We start from the raw sequence: 18,172 nt of genomic DNA on the forward strand, positions 1-18,172 counted from the left end.
TCTCTACATCGTTCAAACAGCCACCGCCCCTACCCCGCCCACAATCGTGGTCTGGTAGGTTTCCAGCTTCATATCGAACTTCTCCTGATAAGCCGCGTTCACGCTGGCAATGAACTGCTCCACCTTATCAGGAGCCACCAAGTTGATGGTGCAGCCGCCGAAACCGCCGCCCATCATGCGCGAGCCGAACACGCCGGGCACTTTCTGGGCCGCTTCCACCAGTACGTCGAGCTCCACGCAGCTTACTTCGTAGTCGTCGCGCAGGCCGGCGTGGCTGGCGTACATCTCTTTGCCGAAGGCAGCCAGGTCGCCGGCTTCGAGGTGGCGGCAGGCCTCTACTACGCGGGTATTTTCCTGCACCACGTAGGCGCAGCGACGGAACACCGTGGGGCCGAGCTCGTCGCGGTGGGCTTCGAGCTGGGCCAGCGTGGCATCGCGCAAGGCCGCGATGTGGGGGTAATGCTGCTGGAGCACCGACACGCCACGCTCGCATTCCTGGCGGCGGGTGTTGTAGGCCGAGCTGGCCAGGCTATGCTTCACGCCCGAGTTGCAGAGCACGATGCGGCAGGCCGTGGTATCGAAGGGGAAATACTCGTAATCAAGTGAGCGGCAGTCGAGGCGCACCACATGGCCATCGCGCCCAAACAGGCTGGCAAACTGGTCCATGATGCCGCACTGCACGCCGGCGTAGGTGTGCTCGGCCAGCTGCGCGATGCGGGCCAGCTCCATTTTATCGAGGTTGGTGCCGAGGAAATGATTGAGCGCGAAGGCCAAACCACATTCCACGGCGGCCGACGACGACATGCCCGCGCCCATGGGCACTGTGCCGGCAAACACGCAGTCGAAGCCCGGCACGGCGTGGCCGCGCAGCTGGAACTGGGCTGCCACGCCCAGCAAATAATTGGCCCAATGCGTGGCGCTGGGGCTTATTTCGGCCGCATTGGCCAGCTCAAAATCCTCGCCCAAATCATGGGCTACGAGGCGGATTTTCTCGGTGCCGTTCAGGCCCACGGCGAAGCTCATTTCCTTATCCACGGCGGCCGGCAGCACGAAACCGGCGTTGTAGTCGGTGTGCTCGCCGATGAGGTTGACACGGCCGGGCGCGCGCACCAGCAGCGGCGCATAGCCAAAGCGTTGTTGAAAATCAGCCTGAACGGCCTGGATGAGCGGAGTGGGCATAGAAAATCAGGGAGGAAATAACCGGGCGGAAACCAAACGCAAACGGCGCTACGACACTACGCAACTTTGGGCCGGGTGGCCAATCCATCGCATTTGCGGGCCGAAAAGTACGGCAGAAGAGTTACATTTGCGCAATCGTTTGTCTTAAAATTAACATTCAGATTTCGCTAATTACGCTGGCTGTGACAACAAACCGTGGCGGTATGCAGCAGCTCACAATCGGAATTTAGATAAACGATGACCTGATTTCGACAGCCGCCGTTTCATCCCTATCCATTTCGCTTTTCCGGTTCTATAAGTATGCCCTTACGCTATTCATTTCTGCTGTTGCTCAGCTTCTTTTTTTCGACTTTCATTACTTCAACTGCTTGCGCTCAAAAGGCCGCCAGAGAGCCTTCGGGCGACGTTTTTGTGGATAAAAAAGGCGTATTGCGCTGGCAGAAAACCCAGCAGGAAGTGGCCCTGTTTGGCGTGAACTACACTGCACCGTTCGCCTACTCCTACCGGGCGCACCAGAAGCTGGGCGTGAACCTGGAGCAGGCCATCCGGCAGGACGTGTACCACCTCTCGCGGCTGGGCGTGGATGCGTTTCGGGTGCACGTCTGGGACGTGGAAGTCACGGACACTACCGGCAATCTGCTTGAAAATGAGCACCTGCGCTTGTTCGATTTTCTGGTGAATGAGCTAAAGCAGCGCGGCATCAAGCTCATCCTCACGCCCATTGCCTATTGGAACAACGGCTACCCCGAGAAAGACAGCGGTACCGGCTTTTCCAGCATCTATTCCAAAAGCGAGGCCTACACCAACCCGCGCGCCATCGCGGCCCAGGAGCGGTACCTGACGCAGTTTCTCAACCACCGCAACCCCTACACCAAAAACCTCAACCGCGAAGACCCGGATATTCTGGCCTTTGAGGTGTGCAACGAGCCGCGCTACCACCAGCCCGAGGCGCAGGTGACCAGCTTCGCTGACCGCATGGCCGCCGCCATCCGGGCCACAGGCTGCCGCAAACCGGTGTTCTACAACGTATCGGAAAACCCCGACGTGTACCAGGCCATCCTCAACGCCAAAGTCGATGGTCTGACCTATCAGTGGTACCCACAGGGCCTGGTGAGCAACCACACGCTGCGCGGCAATTTCCTGCCCTACGTGGACCAGTATCCCATTCCGTACCGCACAGATGCACGCTTTTTGAGCAAGGCGAAGATGGTGTACGAGTTCGAGTCGGCCGATATTATTCAGCCGGTGATGTACCCGTTTATGGCCCGTAGCTTCCGCGAGGCTGGTTTTCAGTGGGCCACCCAGTTTGCCTATGACCCGTTGGCCATTGCTTACGCCAACACCGAGTATCAGACCCATTATTTGAATCTAGCTTACACGCCGGCCAAAGCAATAAGCCTGCTCATCGCGGGCAAGGCGTTTCGGAGCGTGGGGCGCGGGCAGTCGTTTGGGCGATACCCGCAGGACTCGGTGTTTGGCAATTTCCACATCAGCTACCGGCTGGGACTGAGCGAACTGAACTCGCCCGAGGAATTCTATTACACTGCCAACACCAACACCGCGCCCCGGCAGCCGGCCAAGTTGCAGCACCTGGCGGGCGTGGGTTCCTCGCCGGCCGTGAGCTACGGCGGCACCGGCGCATATTTTCTGGATAAGCTGGCCCCCGGCGTGTGGCGCTTAGAAGTATTGCCCGATGCCGTAGCCATCCGCGACCCATTCGAGAAAGCCTCGCTGAGCAAGCCGGTGACGCAGATTTCGTGGAACGACCAGCCGCTACAAGTGTCGCTGAGTGAGCTCGGCCGCAGCTTTTCTATCAAAGGCCTGAATGAAGGCAACACTACCCAAACCCAGGCCGCCGATGGCCGCGCTACCGTGCGCCCCGGCGTGTACCTGCTGGCCGCGTCCGGCAAATCCACGGCCGCTTTCACGGCCCAAACGGCTTTCAAATACATCAAATTGGGTGAGTTCGTGGCCCCAAAACCTACCGACTTAGGCCCGCAGGTACGGCACACCGCGCCGGCCCAGGCTGCCGCCGGCCAGCCCCTCCGCATCAGTGCCACCATCAGCGGCCTCGCGCCCACGGACAGCGTGTTTCTCGTGGCCCAGCACTACTACGGCCAGACGCGCACCCTGCCCATGACCACCCGCAGCTACGCGGCACTGGAAGCTACCGTGCCGGCCGAGTTGCTCTATCCCGGCCAGCTCCGCTACTGGCTGGTGGTGAAAAAGGGCGGGCAAACCCTCACCTTCCCCGGCGGCTTCAGCGGCCAGCCGCGCGACTGGGACTTTGCCCACGCCGAGCATTACGAAGTGCCCATTGTGGCGGCCGGCGCGCCGCTACCCCTCTTCCAGGCCAGCCGCGACCAGGAGCGCATCGAAGCCCACGGCCTAGCCCCAATGACCTGGACCGACTATGTCACCCTGCCCGACGGCACCCTGGCCCTTCGCCTCGTGCAAGGCCCGCCCCGGCCCAACCAACCCGCCCAAGCCACCGGCCCGGCGGCCAGCCTGCGAGCATTTTTCGGCGATAAGCTGGCCGGGCACGCCACCGATTTGGCCGGCTTTAAGGAAGTGGTGGTGCGGGCGCGTAGCAGCCAGCCCGATGCCAAAATCAGCCTCACTCTGACCACGAAAGATGCCGTGGCCTACGCCGCGCCGCTGGCGCTGGGCGCGGAAGTGCGGGAAATCCGTCTGCCGCTCAGTGCCTTCCGGCCGGCGGCGCTGCTGCTGATGCCCCGGCCCTACCCCGGCTTCCTGCCCCTGCACTACCAGGCTCCCGGCGCGGGTAGCCTGAAAATTTCGGAAGCCGAAATGCTGCACCTGACTTGGGAGGCGGCCACTGTCACAGGCAGTCCGCTCAGTGTGGATGTGGAGTCGATTTCGCTGCAATAGCGGGCTTTATACCCAATTTCGCTTTCCCGCAGTGTTCGCAGTGTGAACTTCAATACACTTTTTGATACAGAATACTTTGAGTAAATATTTTTCCTATAAAACTCCGTAAAATCAGTTAGCCCATGCAACTGATATCTTCCCCCAGCCACATGATGAGACGTCTACAATCACTGTTGATAATGGGGTTGTTCCTCGGGCTGCCGCGCTACGCTACGGCCCAAACCACGCCCTTTGCCAAAGGGGCCGATGTGAGCTGGGTAACTCAGATGGAGGCGTCCAACTACCGTTTCTACAACGAGGCCGGTGCCCAGCAGGACCTGTTTCAACTGCTGCACGACCACGACATGAATACCATCCGGCTGCGGGTGTGGGTGAACCCGGCCGGCGGCTGGAACGGTAAAAACGACGTCATCGCCAAGGCCATCCGGGCGCACAACCTGGGTTTCCGGCTGCTGATTGACTTCCACTACAGCGACTCCTGGGCCGACCCCGGCCAGCAGACCAAGCCCGCCGCCTGGGCGGGCCACACCCTGGCCCAACTGCAAACCGATGTATACAACCACACCTACGACGTTCTCGACTCCCTGAAAGACAACAACATCGTGCCCGAATGGGTACAGGTGGGCAATGAAACCGACGACGGCATGCTCTGGCCTGAAGGCCGCGCCTCGGCTAACATGGCCAACTTCGCCAGCCTCGTCGACCGGGGCTACGCGGCCGTGAAAGCCGTGAACCCGACCAGCAAGGTCATCGTCCATATCTCCAACGGCTTCAACAACAGCCTGTTTCGCTATCTATTTGATGGCCTGCGGAATAACAATACCCGGTACGATGTCATCGGCATGTCGCTCTACCCCACAGCCGCCAACTGGCCCACGCTCACGGCCCAGTGCCTCACCAACATGAACGATATGGTGAGCCGCTACCCCGGCAAGGAGGTGATGGTGGTGGAAACCGGCATCGCCGCCAACGTGCCCATTCCCGCCCAGCAAATGCTGCTCGACCTGATGGCCAAAACCCGCGCCGTGCCCAACAACAAGGGCCTGGGCGTGCTCTACTGGGAGCCGCAGGCGTATAACTGGATGGGCTACGGCCTGGGCATCTGGGACAGCACCGGCCGGCCCACGGTGGCCATCAACGCCTTCCTCAACAACCCGCCCAGCCCCGGCCTGGTCTACAACCCCGGCTTCGAGTACACCGCCGCCACGCAAACGCCGCTGGGCTGGAACACCGCCTCCACCACTGATGCCGACGCTGACCTGACGCAGAACCCTGGCTACGCCAGCTCCTACCAGCTGGGCCACCAGAAGGCCACGGCCTACCAGGTACGCACCTACCAGCTGCTCGCCAACGTGCCCAACGGCACTTACACCCTGCGCGCCTGGGCCCAAAGCAGCGGCGGCCAAATCCAGTGCCAGCTCTACGCCAACGGCTTCGGCGGTACCGAGCTGGCCACCACCCTGCCCACCGTCGGCACCTGGACGCGGGTGCAGGTGAGCGGCATTGTGGTGAGCAACGGGCAGTGCGAAATCGGCCTGCGCTCGAATGCCCACGCCGGCGAAACCGCTAGCATTGATGACGTAGAATTCGTGTCTTCATCCGTAACTTCTTCTGCATCTGCCACTTTCAGCACAGGCTTCACGGCCCAAGTGTACCCGAACCCCGCCACGGGGGCCCGCACCGTAGACCTGGTGCTGGACCGCGACGAAACCGTGCAGCTCACGCTCTACACCCTCACGGGGCAGCTGGTGCGCACCCTGGCTCCAGCCCAGCGCCTGACGCGGGGCACTCATCAGCTTTCGACCGAGGCAACCGGCATTGCGCCCGGCACTTACCTGCTAAAAATCAGGCACGGCGACCAGACTGTGATGCGACAATACGTGCAGCTATAGCCGCCTACCTCTCTCACTGTTTCCCATCATTCATCCTTAAACCCATGCTCAGAAGGGCGGCTCCAGTGTGGAGCCGCCCTTTTTTGATGTTCACAACAATGCATTTTTTGTGATATGCAATGATAATTATGTATATCTTAATTAAAAATTCATTATTATGATTTAATTTTTATATATATTTATTAGACAGTTTAACCTTTTACCTCCCGCCTTATGAAACAGTTTTTTATGCTCGCCGCGACTGGTATCCTTACCATCGCCTCGCTCACTGCCAGCGCCCAGTTTACTGTAGACGGCAGGGCGACAGCTGCTGAAATTGGTGCCGGCATGGGCAAATACCAGTTGGCCGCCACCTATACCGGCACCCACCTCGAAGCCGACCGGGGCCTCCAGGCGCTCTATGTGGGCTACACTGCTACCACGCTGAATATCATGCTGGTGGGTTCGGTCGAGGCGGTTAACAGTACCACGGCATCGGGCGGGTACCGTTCCCTCATCGTGTACCTGAACACACCCGCCCGGCCGGGCGCACCGGCCGGCACGGCCCTGCCCGGGGGCAGCGACCCGCAGTCGCCGCTCAAGCACCACCCCACCATGGACAACCCAACGGACTATGGCTTTCGGGTGTCGGTAGGCCCCGCCTCGGCCACGGCTAATGATGTTTATTTCAGCCGGGTATCCTACGTGACCGGCACAGCCGTGACGCCTGGCACCGATACGTTCATTGCGGCCGGCACCAAGGCCGGCGGGCAGGCGGTGGCCCCCGGTACACTGGATTTGTCAGGCAGCAAATATGCCTACAACAGTACCGCCTCCCTCACCGCCAACACCACCAATTCCGGGTTTGAGCTGGAGATTCCATTATCATGCCTGGGCACTGCGACGGTGCCCATTACGACGGGCACTAACATTGAGCTGGTAGCGGCCTACACCGACGGCGACGGCGTTTTCTTTTCCGATGTGATTCCCCAGATTACCGGCCGCACCACCGTCCTGGGCAGCAACCCGGATTTTTCAGCCATTCCGGGCAATCAGTTTCTTACGGATGCTTTGGGCACGGGCGTGCTGGCCAGCCGCAGCGCCGTGGCCACTGGCTTTGACTTTCAGGTGTATCCCAACCCGGCATCGACCACGTCCACCATTGCCTACACCGTGCCGGCAGGCCGGCAGCCCGTGTCGCTGGCCGTGTACAACGCCCTGGGCCAGCGCGTGCGCTCGCTGGCCAACACCGAACAGGCCGGCAATCAGCAGTTTGCCCTGGGCAGCCTGCCCGCCGGAGCCTACCTCGTCAAGCTTCAAATCGGCGACCAGCTCACCAGCCGTAAGGTGGTAGTGCAATAGCGAAAGCAGCGCCGAAATGACCAAAAAAAGGCGACTCCGCATTGGAGTCGCCTTTTTTATTGGCTTTTGGCTTAATGAATTATGCGGCCAGCGGCTGAATTTCGAATCCGGCGTCCTGCACGGCTTTCACTACCTGGGCGGCGGTGGCCGTGGGCGAGCTCACGGTGAGGATTTTGTCGGCGTTGGCGGTGTCGACCTGCCAGTTGTTGGCCCCCACTTCCTGGTTGAGCGCGGGCGTGACGGCCTTGATGCAGCCGCCGCAGTTGATGGTGGTTTTGAAACGAAGCGTTGACATGGAATTGACCAGTGAAATAGATGGAAAGCGCCCGATGCCTGATGCGGCGGGCGACATCATAAAGTTACCATTGCCCGCGCCGCCGGCTGGCATAGAATTCCTGCGCAAAGCTGTAGAATTCTGGTGCTCGTAGCTTTTGACTACGATTTTTTAACCAAATCCATTTCGCAGGTGGGGCACTTACCGGGCTTGCTGCTTTGGCTGCCGGCGCAGCCCATTGGGCACTCGTAGCTTGCCTCGGCTACAGGCGTGGCGGCGGGCTTGGCAGCCGGCGCGGCGGTGGCAGCAGCGGGCTTCTGGCCTTCGCAGCTGCTCAGCAGCAGGGTGGCGGCGCACAGGGCAGCCGGCAGGAAGGCGGGAATTTTTGAGAACATAAAGGAAACGGAAAGAAGAAGCAATGAAACAACGTCCGCGCCAGTGGCGGCAGCCGAACGGCAAATTTAACGATGAAGGTTCCGGCTGGCCTACTCGCACCGGCGGCAGCTTAATCGAAGCCGCCGCCGCGGGTGTCGTCGGGCTGGTCGTCTTTGCGCTTGCTGCGGGAGCTTTCGCCGGCGTTGCCGAAGCGGTAAGTGAAGCCCAGGTACACGATGCGCGACTCGCGCTTGTTGCGGGCCAGCGACTCGAAACCGGGGCCGTAGGCGTTAAAATTGAATTGCAGGGTGTTGAAGATATCGGACACCCGCAACGAGATGCTGCCCTTGTCCTTGAGCACGCTTTGCTTGGCGGCAAAGTCGGCGTTGAACTGAGTGAGGCGCTGGCCCTGAGCTGATACCACCGGCGAGCGGTAGTTGGCCGACAGCTGCAAATCGAGCTTTTTGGTGGCCGACACCGTGGTATTGAGCCGACCCGTGTACACAATGTTGCTGTTGTTGAAATCCAGATTCGTCGGCACCGAGCCCTTGATGATGCGCCGGAACGCCGAGGCATTGGCACTCACTTTCCAGATGCTGGTGACCGGGGCCGAGGCCACTAGCTCCAAGCCGTAGTTGGTTTCCTGGCCCACGTTGAGGCGCGTGGTGTTCGTGACGAGGGCGTTGGTGACGGGGTCACGGAAAAACGGGTCGCGGATGTTGGTAATCGTGTTTTCTTCGAGCCGATAAAACGCCGTGGCGCTCACCGAGCTGCTGGCCCCGAAGTACCGTTGGTTGCCCAGTTCCAGCGAGTGCACGAACTCGGGGAACAGCAGCGGGTTGCCGGTGCGCAGGTTCAGCGGGTCCGAGCGGTCGGTGAAGGGGTTGAGCTCATCGGCCCCCGGCCGCTGCACGCGGCGCGAGTAGCTGAGCTGCACCCGGTTCTCCTTGCTCACATCGTAGGCCAGCACCGCGCTGGGAAACAGGCTGAGGTAGCTGCGCGTGAAGTGGGCGTTGGGCACGTCCGTCGACTGGTCGCCCCGGGTATTGGTCTGCTCCAGGCGCAGGCCCAGCTGGTAGCTGAACGCGCCGGCCGCGTTGGCATACGTGCCGTAGGCGGCCTGAATAAACTCGTGGTAGATGAAGCGGTTCGAGGGGTCGAAGGCCAGCGCGGGCAGGCTGGTGTACTTATAATCATTGTCGGAGCGGCGCGAAATGCTTTTGGCTCCCAGCTCGTAGCGGCCCTTCTCCCCCACCGGCATCACGTAGTCGATTTGGGCCGAGGCCAGGTCGTTCTGGGTATCAAATTGCTGGTGCTGGATGCCGGCGGTCTGGTCGCGGTAATTCACGTTCGAATTCACCCCGATGCTGTTTTGCACGGGCGTGTAGATGGCGTTGGCAGTCAGCTCGCGGCCCTTCTGGGCGGGCCAGAGGCGGCGGTAATCGATGCTGAAATCGGCTTGCCTGGCGGTGCCGGCGTTGGTGACGTAGCGGGTGCTGTTGCCCAGCGGCGGCGTGGCACCGGTTATCAGGTTGGTCTGGGTTGAGATGATATTTTCCTGGTTATCCTGGCTGTTGTAGCGCGGCTGCACGGTCAGGGTCAGCGTCTGGTCGGGCGTGAGGGCGTAGTCCAGGCCCAGGCGCACGGCGTGCGACGTACCCTGGAACACGCCGGTGCGGTCCTGGTTCAGCACCACGGTGGTATCGAGGCGGGTGGTGCGCTGGCGCACCGAGCCGTAGCCCGTGCGCCGGTCGTCGCGGAAATCGTAGGAGCCGAACACGTTGAACTTGCCCTTGTGGTAGTTCAGGCTCAGCGAGGTGTTGTACTTCTCGCCGGTGCCAGCGGTGGCATTGGCCTGGCCGTTCCAGCCGTCCTGGCGCTCCTTTTTCAGCACGATGTTGATGATGCCAGCGGAGCCTTCCGCGTCGTAGCGCGACGACGGGTTGGTCACCACTTCAATGTTCTGGATGGAGCTGGCCGGCAGCTGGTCCAGCGTGACGCCGGTGGGCTTGCCGTCCACCAGAATCCGCACGTTGGTCGAGCCGCGCAGGCTCACCGCGCCGCTTTGGTCCACGGTCACGGAGGGCACATTCTGGAGCACATCCACGGCGGTGCCGCCGGTGGCGGTCAGGTCCTTGGTTACGTCGATGACTTTTTTGTCGAGGTTGTCGGTCACGATGGCACGTTGGCCCTTCACTACCACTTCGGCCAGCTTGGTGGCGGCCACACGCAGCCGCAGCGGGCCCATTTCCAGCGCCGGCGCGGCAGCCGTAACGGCCACGGCCCGCTGCCCGGTGCGGTAGCCCACCACCGAGGCCCGCAGCACGTAATTGCCAAACGGCACTTTCTCGATGGCAAACGCGCCGGTTTCCAGCGTCTGCGCGCCGGCCACGAAACTGGAATCCGTGGCGCGTAGCAGCACCACGCCGGCAAAGGGCAGCGGCTCGTTATTGGCCGCGTCGAGCAGCTTGCCGCTCACGCTGCCGGTCTGCGCCTGCGCCGCCAGCGGGCCAGCCAGCCCGGCCACTAACAGCATCCCGCCCACCAATTGTTTCTGGACCAACCCAATGGGCCGGGCACTAAAAAACCGCACGAGGGCGGTGAGTAGAACGTTCATATCCCTAAAAATCATCCATCAACTGCGGCAAACGACACCATTCGCCCCTACTAGCTGCTTGCAGTCCCAAAATTGCAGCACGAACCTGTGGTAATTCTGTATCGTGTCTGTATCTATCAGCACAAAAAAAGCCGGCGCAGCCACGAATCCCGCAGCCGCGCCGGCTCATTATTTTAAAGCCCGGCCCGGCCTACGGCTTGGCAAAGCGTCGGTCGTGGGTGAAGGTGGTATCGGTGAGGGTGCGCAGGAAGGCCACTATTTTGGCCTTCTCGTCTTTGGTCAGGCCCAGCGGGTGGCCGGCCCCGAGCGCGTTGTTGCTGCCGTTGAGGATGAGCGGGTCGAGGTTGGGGCTAGCCGTGGCAATGTGCTCGTTGTAGTGGCTCAGCACGCTGTCGAGGTTGGGAAAGCGGCCGTCGTGCATGTAGGGGGCCGTGAGTTCGATGTTGCGCAGCGAGGGCACCCGGAACTTGCCGTTGTCGGTGGGCTTGCCGGTTTGCAGGCCCAGGCCCAGGTCCGTGAGCGTGGCATCGAGGCCGTTGTTGCGAAAGGCGTTGTCTGTTTGCAGGTTGCCGCTGTGGCAGTCCTGGCAGTTGCCGCCCCGGATGCCGGCCGGCCCGTCGGGGTGCGTCACGAATAAGACCAGGCCCTGCTGCTCGTAGCTGGTGAGGGCCGCGCGGTTGCCTTTCAGGTACTGGTCGTAGCGCGAGTTACTGGAAACCAGGGTGCGCTCGAACTGGGCCAGCGCCTTGAGGGTGTTATTCTCAGTAATAGTGCTGCTGCCAAAAGCCTTGCGGAACAGTGGAGGATACGTAGTGGTGGCTTGCAGCCGGACCACGCCGGCAGCCAGCGTCTGGTGCATCTCCGCCGGGTTTTCGATGGGAATGCGGGCCTGGGCTTCGAGGCTACTGGCGGCTCCGTCCCAGGTGAGCTTGGGCTCCCAGGCCAGGTTGGCCAGCGACATGGCGCTGCGCGGCGTGGTGCTGCCGTTCACGCCTTGGGCATGGGCCAGTCCATCGGTGAAGGCCAGCTCCTGGCGGTGGCAGCTGGCGCAGGATATCGTGCTGTTCACCGACAGGGCTTTTTCGTAAAACAGCTGCCGGCCCAGCGCCACGCCTTCCACCGTCAGCGGGTTGTCGGCGGGCTGGGCGGGCAGGGGCGGGAATTTATCGGGCACCGTCAGGTTGTAGGCCGTGGGGGCCACCACCGGGCCTTCCGGGTCCACGGTGTCGCTGTCGTGCTTGCAGCCGGCCAGGGCCAGCAGGGCGGCACTGAGCCACAGGGCCGTTGTCTTCGGGGCCTTCCGCATACGGGCCGTCAGGGGTAAGGAGTGGGTCATGGGCGAGGGTACTGGCAGAAGCACGGCAGCCGCGCATAGGTTCCGGGCAGGTTATAAAGTTAAGCGTTAGGAGTTGAGAGTTGAAACGGTACAGCTGTTGATTCAACTCCTAGCTCCTAGCTCTTCACTCCCTCACACGTCCAGCTCGAAGCTGATGATGGTGCCCCGGCCCAGGCGCGAGTTGATGGCCAACCGGCCGCCCAGCAGGGCCACGCGGTTGCGCACCCCGGCCAGGCCAATGCCCGCCAACGGCTGCCCCACCAGCGCGGCCGGCTCGAAGCCGCAGCCGTTGTCCTCCACGCTCACTTCGAGGCGGCCGTTTTCGTGGGCCACGTGCACCACGGCTTCGGTGGCGTGGGCGTGCTTCATCACGTTGTTCAGCAGCTCCTGCACCGTGCGGTACACCCCGATTTCGACCGGTGGGCTGAGGCGGTGGGCCAGGCCGGACAGGTGCAGGCGAATGGGCAGGCCGGCCGGCGCAATGCGCTTCACCAGCTCCTGCAGGGCGGTTTGCAGGCCAAAGTCCTCCAGCACGCCGGGCGTGAGCTCGAAGGAAATGGTGCGCGTGGCCCGAATGGCTTCCTCCAGCAGCTTCAGCGACCCGGACGGGGGGCAGGGCACCCCGGCCCGCCCCGCCAGGCTGAGCTTGGTGGCGTAGAGGAGCTGGCCCAGCCCGTTGTGCAGGGCCTCGGCAATGCGCTTGCGCTCGGTTTCCTGGGTGTTCAGGATGGCGGCCAGCACTTCCTGCTGCTGGCGCAGGCGCTGCTGGGTGGCCTCCTCGGCCAGGCGCTCGCGCTCGGTCACGTCGCGCACCACCGTGAGCACGCCGCTGGGCTGGCTCTCGCCGCTGTGGTAGAGGGGCACGATGTGGGCATCGTAGCGGCCGGGGCGTTGCTGAAACGCGCGGCTGAACAGGTCGATGCGTTCGCCGGCCAATGCCCGGTTCATGAGCTGGTGGGCTTCGGGTTTGAGATACGGCAGCGCTTCGGCTAGGGAGCGGCCCAGCACGGCGGCGGCTTCGTGGCCAAAATAGCTGGCGGCTTGGGTGTTCCAGGCAGTGATGCGCAGGTCGCGGTCGACGGCCACAATGCCGTCCACGGTGTTATCGAGCAGGCTTTCGGTGAATTCCTTGCCCTGCTGGAGCTGCTGCCGGGCCAGCTTGGCGGCCGTGATGTCGCGCCATAGAATGTGCACCACCGGCGTGGCCCCGTCCAGCTCGATGGGCGTGAGTACGGCCTCAATCCAGACGGACTCGCCCGTGAGGCGCTGCACCAGCACCTCGCTTCGCTTCGAGCCGTTGTGCAGGGCCTCGGCCATGGCTTCGTGAATCAGGTCGATGGTGCGGCGGCCGTCGGGCTGCCGCTCGGGGGCGTGGGCCCAGGCCGGCTGGCCCACCAGCTGCTGCCGGTCGGTGGTGCCCAGCAGGCGCAGGGCGGCGGCGTTGCAGTCCACCACCTGGTAGCCTTGCAGCAGCACCGCGGCCGTGTAGCTTTCGCTGAACAGCTTGCGGAAGCGGGCCTCGCTGGTGGCCAGGGCCGCCGTGGCCTGCTGGCGGGCGGTGGTATCCAGCACGGCCAGGCGGCACTGGGGGCCGGTCGGCGTATCGACCCGCAGGCCTTCGAGCTGGCCAAAAAACAGGCTTCCGTCTTCCTGCTGCAATTGCAGTTCCAGGCTCTGGGTGCTGTCGGTGCCGAATACGCGGGCCAGGAACTGCCCAAAAACCAGCCGCTGGGCCGGCACCACAAACAGGGCAAAGCGCCGCCCGGCCAGCCGCTGGCGCACGGTGCCCAGCAGCTTGGCCCCGCAAAAGTTGAGCTGCTCAATAATCCCGGCTTCGGTGAGGGTGAAGTAGCTCACCGGGGCGTAGTCGTAGAGGTCCATGTACTGGCTACGGGCGGCCTGGGCTTCGGTTTGGCTGAGCAACAGCTGTTCGTACTGCATTTCCAACTCTATCTGGTGCACTTGCAGCTCCTGCACCAGGCGCTGCATCTCCTGGGGCGTGTGCTGCTCGGTGGCCTGGGTCAGCAACTGCCGGCGCTGCTCGGCGCGGACACGGAGCTCCAGCAGCGAGGCGTGCGGGTCGGGGGGGAGCGCGGGCGTATTGGGCGGGGGCATTGAAGAAGGGAAAGGCATAAAGTGAAGGTAAGCACTCGCGGGCACCGGGTAAGTGCAGCGCGGGGCAAGCCGACTAAAAACCTGCTTGGCGGCGGCCCGGAGGCATCATTCCCGGCATTTCACGCGCTCCATAATTGTAGCCAAGGGGTCCGGTGTCACCAACCGAAAGCCCGGCATCGTTCATCAAATGCCTACCGGTAGCATTAGTATGCTTGGCATTAATACCCAAGTGACGGATGTTAGCAATTAACTGATTGATGTTAGCGATAGAATGATTTATATGGGCAATAGAATGATGGATGTGAACAATCGGATGATGTATATTGGCAATCGGATAACGTGTGTGGGCAATCGGGTGACGGATGTGGGCAATCGGGTGACGGGTGTGGGCAGTCGAGTGACGGGTGTGGGCAGTCGGGTGACGGGTGTGGGCAATCGGATGACGGGTGTGGGCAATCGGGTGACGGGTGTGGGCAATCGGCCGCCCCCCTACCCCGGCCGGCTCATGAGCCAGGCCACGGCCGCCCCCTCGTCATAAAACAGGCCCGCCTGGTACGGGCGCTCCTCGGCCAGGGCCGCGCCCACGGCGGCGGCCACCGTGGGGTCGGTGTGCAGCTGCTGGAAACGGGCAAGGGAGCAGATGACGGCCAGCCGCAGCGGGTGCGGGGCGAGCCGGGCCGCCGCCATCGGCAAAAACTCGTGGGTGAGCCACGCCGCCACCTCCAGGTTGAGCGGGCCGGTGCTGCGGGCATCGAGCAGCCACCGGGCGCAGCAGTGGCGGCGGGCCAGCGCCAGCGCCGCCTGATATGATTTGCGGGCCTCGGCCGGGGTATAGGGTCCCAACCAGCGCAGCAGCACCGCATCGAGGCTTTCGTGATAGGCCAGCGAATAGGTGGGCGCGGGGATAACGGATACGGCTTGCATAGATACGGGGAAGGCTTGCATGGCTAAATATATAACAACCATTATATCAAGCAAACCCCTGGCCAGTGCCCTCCCCCGCGCGGCCCGGCCTGGCGGGGCTTGCAGGCCAGTGAATCCGTATTTATACCCTGCTCAAAATCCGTATTTGTCCGGCGGCTAGGCCGGCACCACCTCCACGCCCAGCAGCAGGCGGCCGGTGCGCGCCCCGCCGCTGGTGAGGGGCCGCCCAAACAGCCGCAGCGTGTGGGGGCCGGCCCCGGGGAAATCGGCCGTGTAAGGAAAGTCCAGAAAGGGCTGCTCCGGGTGGCGCAGGGTGGTTTCGAGGCGCTCGCGCAGGGCGGGCTGCTGCCAGGCCCCGCCGTCGAGCTCGCGCAGCAGCCGGCCCTTGCTCTGCTCGCGGTCGAGTTTGAACAGCGTGGCAAAGGCCTCGCTGATGGCCAGTACGCGCTGCTCGTTATCGAGCACGAGCAAGGGCTCGCGCAGGGTTTCCACGATGCTTTCGGCAAAGCGGGCGCTTTCCTGGAGCTGGGCCTCGAGGGTTTTGAGGTCGGTGATGTCGGTGAAGGTGATGACGGCCCCGCTGATGTAGTTGTCGAGGGTGCGGTAGGGCAATATGCGCATCGCATACCACTGGCCCTGGGTGGTCTGGATGTTGGCCTCCACGGTCACCAGCTTGTCGAGCACCTGGCGCACGTCCTGCTCCAGGGTTTCGCGGCGCAGGTTGTTGGCAAAGTGCATGATGGGGCGGCCCACGTCGGTGGGCAGCAGGCTCACAATGCGGTGCACGGGCGGCGTAAACCGCTTTATCACCATGTCGTTGTCCAGGAAGATGGTGGCGATTTCCGTGGCATCGAGCAGGTTCTTCATGTCGTTGGCGGCCTGGCTCAGCTCCTCGGTTTTGGTGAGGTACTGCATGTTGAGGGTCATCAGCTCCTCGTTCAGGCTCTGCATTTCCTCCTTGTTGGTCATGGCCTCCTCGTTGGTGCTTTGCAGCTCCTCGTTGGCGCTCTGCAGCTCCTCGTTGGTGCTCTTCAGCTCTTCCACGCTGCTTTCCATCTCCTCGATGGTGGTTTGGAGGCGGTGCTTGGTGTAGTGGAGCTCCTTTTCCAGGGTTTGCACCTGGGCGTCGTGGTCGGGGGCCAGGGTGGCCTTGCCCAGGCGCACCTTGCGGGGCGTGGGCTGCTCCTCAAACACCACCAGCAGCAGGCCGGCCAGGGGCTCGCCCTCTTCCAGCACCTTCACCGTGACGCGCAGCAGCTGCACGCCGGCATCGAGGCGCAGCTTCACGCCCTCGGCCACCACGTCCTGGCGGGTGGCCACGGCCTGGTGCACGGCCTCGCTCAGCTCGTAGTTGAGCTCTTCGCGGGCCATGTCGAACACGTTCATGGCGCCCAGGCCGGGGGCGGGCTCCAGGTAGCGGCCGGTGCGGCCGTTCACGTACAGGATTTCGCCTTTGGGGTTGATGACCACGGCGGGTGGGGTGTACTGGCGCAGCAGCACGCGCTGGACCAGCGCGGCAAACGGGCCCTCTTTGCGGGCGGGGTGGGATGTCATGGGACCAGCGGTAGAAGCAGGCGCGGCCTGGGCGTGTTGCCGGGCCAGCGCGAAAGGGAAATTGGCCAGCCGCGTGAGCGACGACGGCGTATCGGTGCGGCGCGAAATCTTCCATTTCACGTCCAGCGGCAGAAACAAATCCTGGAAGCCGGTGAGATTTTCGCTCGGCCCCAGAAACAGCAGCCCGCCCGGGTTCAGGGCGTAGTGGAAGATGGGCACGAGGTTTTTCTGGAGCTCGGCCGAGAGGTAGATGAGCAGATTGCGGCACACCAGCAGGTCGAGCTTGGTGAAGGGCGCGTCCTTGTTCAAATCGTGCACGGCAAACACCACCACGTCGCGCACCTCCTTTTTGATGCGGTAGCCGTCTTCGTCTTTGGTGAAAAAGCGCCGCAGCCGCTCGGGGCTCACGTCGGCCGTCACGTTCTCGGGGTACAGCCCCGCGCGGGCAAAGTCGATGGCGTCGGGGTTGATGTCGGTGGCAAAAATCTGGAGCTTGAGGTAGCTGGGCGGCGTCATTTCGCCCATGCATTCGAGCAGGGTGATGGCCAGGCTGTAGGCTTCCTCGCCCGTGGAGCAGCCCGGGGCCCACGCCCGCACGGTGCTGTCGGCAGGCTTGCCGCGCAGCAGTGGCAGCAGCCGCACCTTAAGCTGCTCAAACGCGTCGCGGTCGCGGAAGAACTTGGTCACGCCGATGAGCAGCTCCTTGAACAGGGCGTCCACTTCGGCCGGGTTTTCCTGGAGGTAGCGCACGTACTGGGTAAACTCCCGAATCTGGTGCGAGTTCATGCGCCGGTCGATGCGCCGGAACACTGTGTTGCGCTTGTAGAAGCTGAAGTCGTGCCCCGTTTTGGCCCGGATGAGGTGAAAAATCTTTTGCAGGGCGTGGGCCGGGCGGGTGCTGCCGTCGGCCTCCTCGCGGCGGGGGCGGGTGTCGGGGTGGCGCACGTAGTCGAGCAGCTTGGCTGGCAGCTGCTCGGCGGGCAGCACAAAATCCACAAACTCGGTGGCCATCGCCGAGCGCGGCATCGAGTCGAACTCGGCCGTTTCAGGGGCCTGCACCATCACCATCCCAAAGTTTTCCATCACCATTTTCAGGCCCAGCGTGCCATCCGAGCCCAGCCCCGAGCAGATGATGCACACCGCCCGGTCGCGCGCGTCCTTGGCCAGGCTCTGGAAAAAGAAGTCGATGGGCAGCCGGTGCCCCGTGGGCTGGGTGGGCGCAAACAGCAGCAGCATGCCGTGCAGAATGCTCATGTCGCGGCCGGGCGGAATCACGTACACGTTATTGGGGCGCACCCGCAGGCCGTCGCTGGCCTCCTGCACCGGCATTTTGGTGAAGTGCTGCAGCACCTGCGCCAGCTCCGACGGCTGGTCGGGCATGAGGTGCGTCACCACCATAAAAGCCATTCCACAATCGGCCGGCATGGCCCGAAAGAACCCCTCAAACGCCGCCAGCGACCCCGCCGAGCCGCCCAGCGCCACCAGCGGAAACTTGTCGGCCACGTGCTCGGGCTGCCGGGCCTCGCGGGCCAGCGTGCCGGTGATGGGCTCATCGCCGTCGCGGGGCATTTCGCCGGCCGGGGTGATGTGGATGCCGGGTTCGTCGGGCGCGGACGCCGAATGGGTGGGATTCATAAAACAACAGACGTGAAAGGCCGCGCTCCCTTTGGAGG

At 62.9% G+C, this 18,172-nt stretch carries 11 protein-coding genes; 3 read left to right on the plus strand and 8 right to left on the minus strand.

From position 1 onward, the window contains the following. Positions 1–12 precede the first annotated feature (12 nt). Positions 13–1,179 carry a galactokinase gene (galK, locus tag AAFH49_RS12155; protein ID WP_342298435.1) on the minus strand — a complete coding sequence of 389 codons (1,167 nt, stop codon included), beginning with the start codon at positions 1,177–1,179 and terminating at the stop codon, positions 13–15. Between the two features lie 300 nt (positions 1,180–1,479). On the opposite strand from galK, the gene AAFH49_RS12160 reads away from it, so the two are divergent. The 3 genes from AAFH49_RS12160 (at position 1,480) to AAFH49_RS12170 (ending at position 7,304) form a co-directional block, all read left to right on the plus strand. Continuing rightward, a complete protein-coding gene (locus AAFH49_RS12160) occupies positions 1,480–4,071 on the plus strand; it encodes a cellulase family glycosylhydrolase (RefSeq protein ID WP_342298437.1) in 2,592 nt (863 codons plus the stop codon). A 149-nt stretch (positions 4,072–4,220) separates the two neighbouring features. Then, the gene (locus AAFH49_RS12165; protein ID WP_342298438.1) at positions 4,221–5,963 is read left to right on the plus strand and encodes a glycosyl hydrolase 53 family protein; all 1,743 of its coding nucleotides are present in this window, start codon (positions 4,221–4,223) and stop codon (positions 5,961–5,963) included. Between the two features lie 213 nt (positions 5,964–6,176). Then, positions 6,177–7,304 (plus strand): T9SS type A sorting domain-containing protein, encoded by a 1,128-nt coding sequence (locus AAFH49_RS12170; RefSeq protein ID WP_342298439.1) that lies wholly within the window; start codon positions 6,177–6,179, stop codon positions 7,302–7,304. 79 nt (positions 7,305–7,383) lie between these two features. On the opposite strand, the gene AAFH49_RS12175 is transcribed toward AAFH49_RS12170, so the two are convergent. The 7 genes from AAFH49_RS12175 to AAFH49_RS12205 form a co-directional block, all read right to left on the minus strand. Continuing rightward, positions 7,384–7,599 carry a heavy-metal-associated domain-containing protein gene (locus AAFH49_RS12175; protein ID WP_342298441.1) on the minus strand — a complete coding sequence of 72 codons (216 nt, stop codon included), beginning with the start codon at positions 7,597–7,599 and terminating at the stop codon, positions 7,384–7,386. Positions 7,600–7,739: 140 nt separating this feature from the next. After that, positions 7,740–7,973, minus strand: coding sequence for a heavy metal-binding domain-containing protein (locus AAFH49_RS12180; protein ID WP_342298442.1), 234 nt, complete (start codon positions 7,971–7,973; stop codon positions 7,740–7,742). Positions 7,974–8,083: 110 nt separating this feature from the next. Continuing rightward, the gene (locus AAFH49_RS12185; RefSeq protein ID WP_342298444.1) at positions 8,084–10,570 is read right to left on the minus strand and encodes a TonB-dependent receptor; all 2,487 of its coding nucleotides are present in this window, start codon (positions 10,568–10,570) and stop codon (positions 8,084–8,086) included. A gap of 190 nt (positions 10,571–10,760) precedes the next feature. Next, positions 10,761–11,906 (minus strand): cytochrome-c peroxidase, encoded by a 1,146-nt coding sequence (locus AAFH49_RS12190; RefSeq protein ID WP_342298446.1) that lies wholly within the window; start codon positions 11,904–11,906, stop codon positions 10,761–10,763. A 132-nt stretch (positions 11,907–12,038) separates the two neighbouring features. Further along, positions 12,039–14,021, minus strand: coding sequence for a sensor histidine kinase (locus AAFH49_RS12195; protein WP_342298447.1), 1,983 nt, complete (start codon positions 14,019–14,021; stop codon positions 12,039–12,041). A gap of 489 nt (positions 14,022–14,510) precedes the next feature. After that, on the minus strand, positions 14,511–14,945 hold the full coding sequence (locus AAFH49_RS12200) for a hypothetical protein (protein ID WP_342298449.1): 435 nt from the start codon (positions 14,943–14,945) through the stop codon (positions 14,511–14,513). Positions 14,946–15,101: 156 nt separating this feature from the next. Continuing rightward, the gene (locus tag AAFH49_RS12205; protein ID WP_342298451.1) at positions 15,102–18,134 is read right to left on the minus strand and encodes a CheR family methyltransferase; all 3,033 of its coding nucleotides are present in this window, start codon (positions 18,132–18,134) and stop codon (positions 15,102–15,104) included. Positions 18,135–18,172: the final 38 nt, after the last annotated feature.

It is taken from the genome of Hymenobacter segetis, from assembly GCF_038448715.1.
GTDB classification, from domain to species: Bacteria; Bacteroidota; Bacteroidia; order Cytophagales; family Hymenobacteraceae; genus Hymenobacter; species Hymenobacter segetis.

Excerpts from the sequence above, each read along its gene's own strand:
- AAFH49_RS12190 (WP_342298446.1), bottom strand. The coding sequence starts at position 11,906 with ATGACCCACTCCTTACCCCTGACGGCCCGTATGCGGAAGGCCCCGAAG.
- AAFH49_RS12165 (WP_342298438.1), top strand. The coding sequence starts at position 4,221 with ATGATGAGACGTCTACAATCACTGTTGATAATGGGGTTGTTCCTCGGG.
- AAFH49_RS12185 (WP_342298444.1), bottom strand. The coding sequence starts at position 10,570 with ATGAACGTTCTACTCACCGCCCTCGTGCGGTTTTTTAGTGCCCGGCCC.
- AAFH49_RS12205 (WP_342298451.1), bottom strand. The coding sequence starts at position 18,134 with ATGAATCCCACCCATTCGGCGTCCGCGCCCGACGAACCCGGCATCCAC.
- galK (WP_342298435.1), bottom strand. The coding sequence starts at position 1,179 with ATGCCCACTCCGCTCATCCAGGCCGTTCAGGCTGATTTTCAACAACGC.
- AAFH49_RS12175 (WP_342298441.1), bottom strand. The coding sequence starts at position 7,599 with ATGTCAACGCTTCGTTTCAAAACCACCATCAACTGCGGCGGCTGCATC.
- AAFH49_RS12195 (WP_342298447.1), bottom strand. The coding sequence starts at position 14,021 with ATGCCCCCGCCCAATACGCCCGCGCTCCCCCCCGACCCGCACGCCTCG.
- AAFH49_RS12200 (WP_342298449.1), bottom strand. The coding sequence starts at position 14,945 with ATGCAAGCCGTATCCGTTATCCCCGCGCCCACCTATTCGCTGGCCTAT.
- AAFH49_RS12170 (WP_342298439.1), top strand. The coding sequence starts at position 6,177 with ATGAAACAGTTTTTTATGCTCGCCGCGACTGGTATCCTTACCATCGCC.
- AAFH49_RS12180 (WP_342298442.1), bottom strand. The coding sequence starts at position 7,973 with ATGTTCTCAAAAATTCCCGCCTTCCTGCCGGCTGCCCTGTGCGCCGCC.
- AAFH49_RS12160 (WP_342298437.1), top strand. The coding sequence starts at position 1,480 with ATGCCCTTACGCTATTCATTTCTGCTGTTGCTCAGCTTCTTTTTTTCG.